The organism is Pseudomonas sp. GW456-12-10-14-LB2 (assembly GCF_002884345.1).
GTDB classification, from domain to species: domain Bacteria; phylum Pseudomonadota; class Gammaproteobacteria; order Pseudomonadales; family Pseudomonadaceae; genus Aquipseudomonas; species Aquipseudomonas paraglycinae.
Window position 1 is genome coordinate 1 of sequence record NZ_POHV01000173.1, and the last position, 269, is coordinate 269.

A 269-nucleotide genomic window follows, 5' to 3' on the forward strand; every position below is an offset into this window, starting at 1 on the left:
ACGAGGTCCCGTCGGCGGGCATGATCGCGGGCCTGGGCGTGATCTCCGGCCGCCTGTGCGTGGTCGTCGCCAACGACGCCACGGTCAAGGGCGGCACCTACTACGCGGAGACGATCAAGAAGCACCTGCGCGCGCAGGAGATCGCGCTGGAAAACCGGCTCCCCTGCGTCTACCTGGTCGACTCCGGCGGCGTCTTCCTGCCCAAGCAGTCCGAGGTGTTCCCGGACAAGGAGCACTTCGGGCGCATCTTCTACAACCAGGCCGTGATG

The 269-nt window shown here is 66.9% G+C and carries 1 protein-coding gene; it reads left to right on the plus strand.

All coding sequences use genetic code 11. From position 1 onward, the window contains the following. Positions 1-269, plus strand: a 269-nt coding sequence (locus C1X29_RS28600; RefSeq protein ID WP_305888217.1) for a carboxyl transferase domain-containing protein, incomplete at both ends; no start/stop codon positions are given.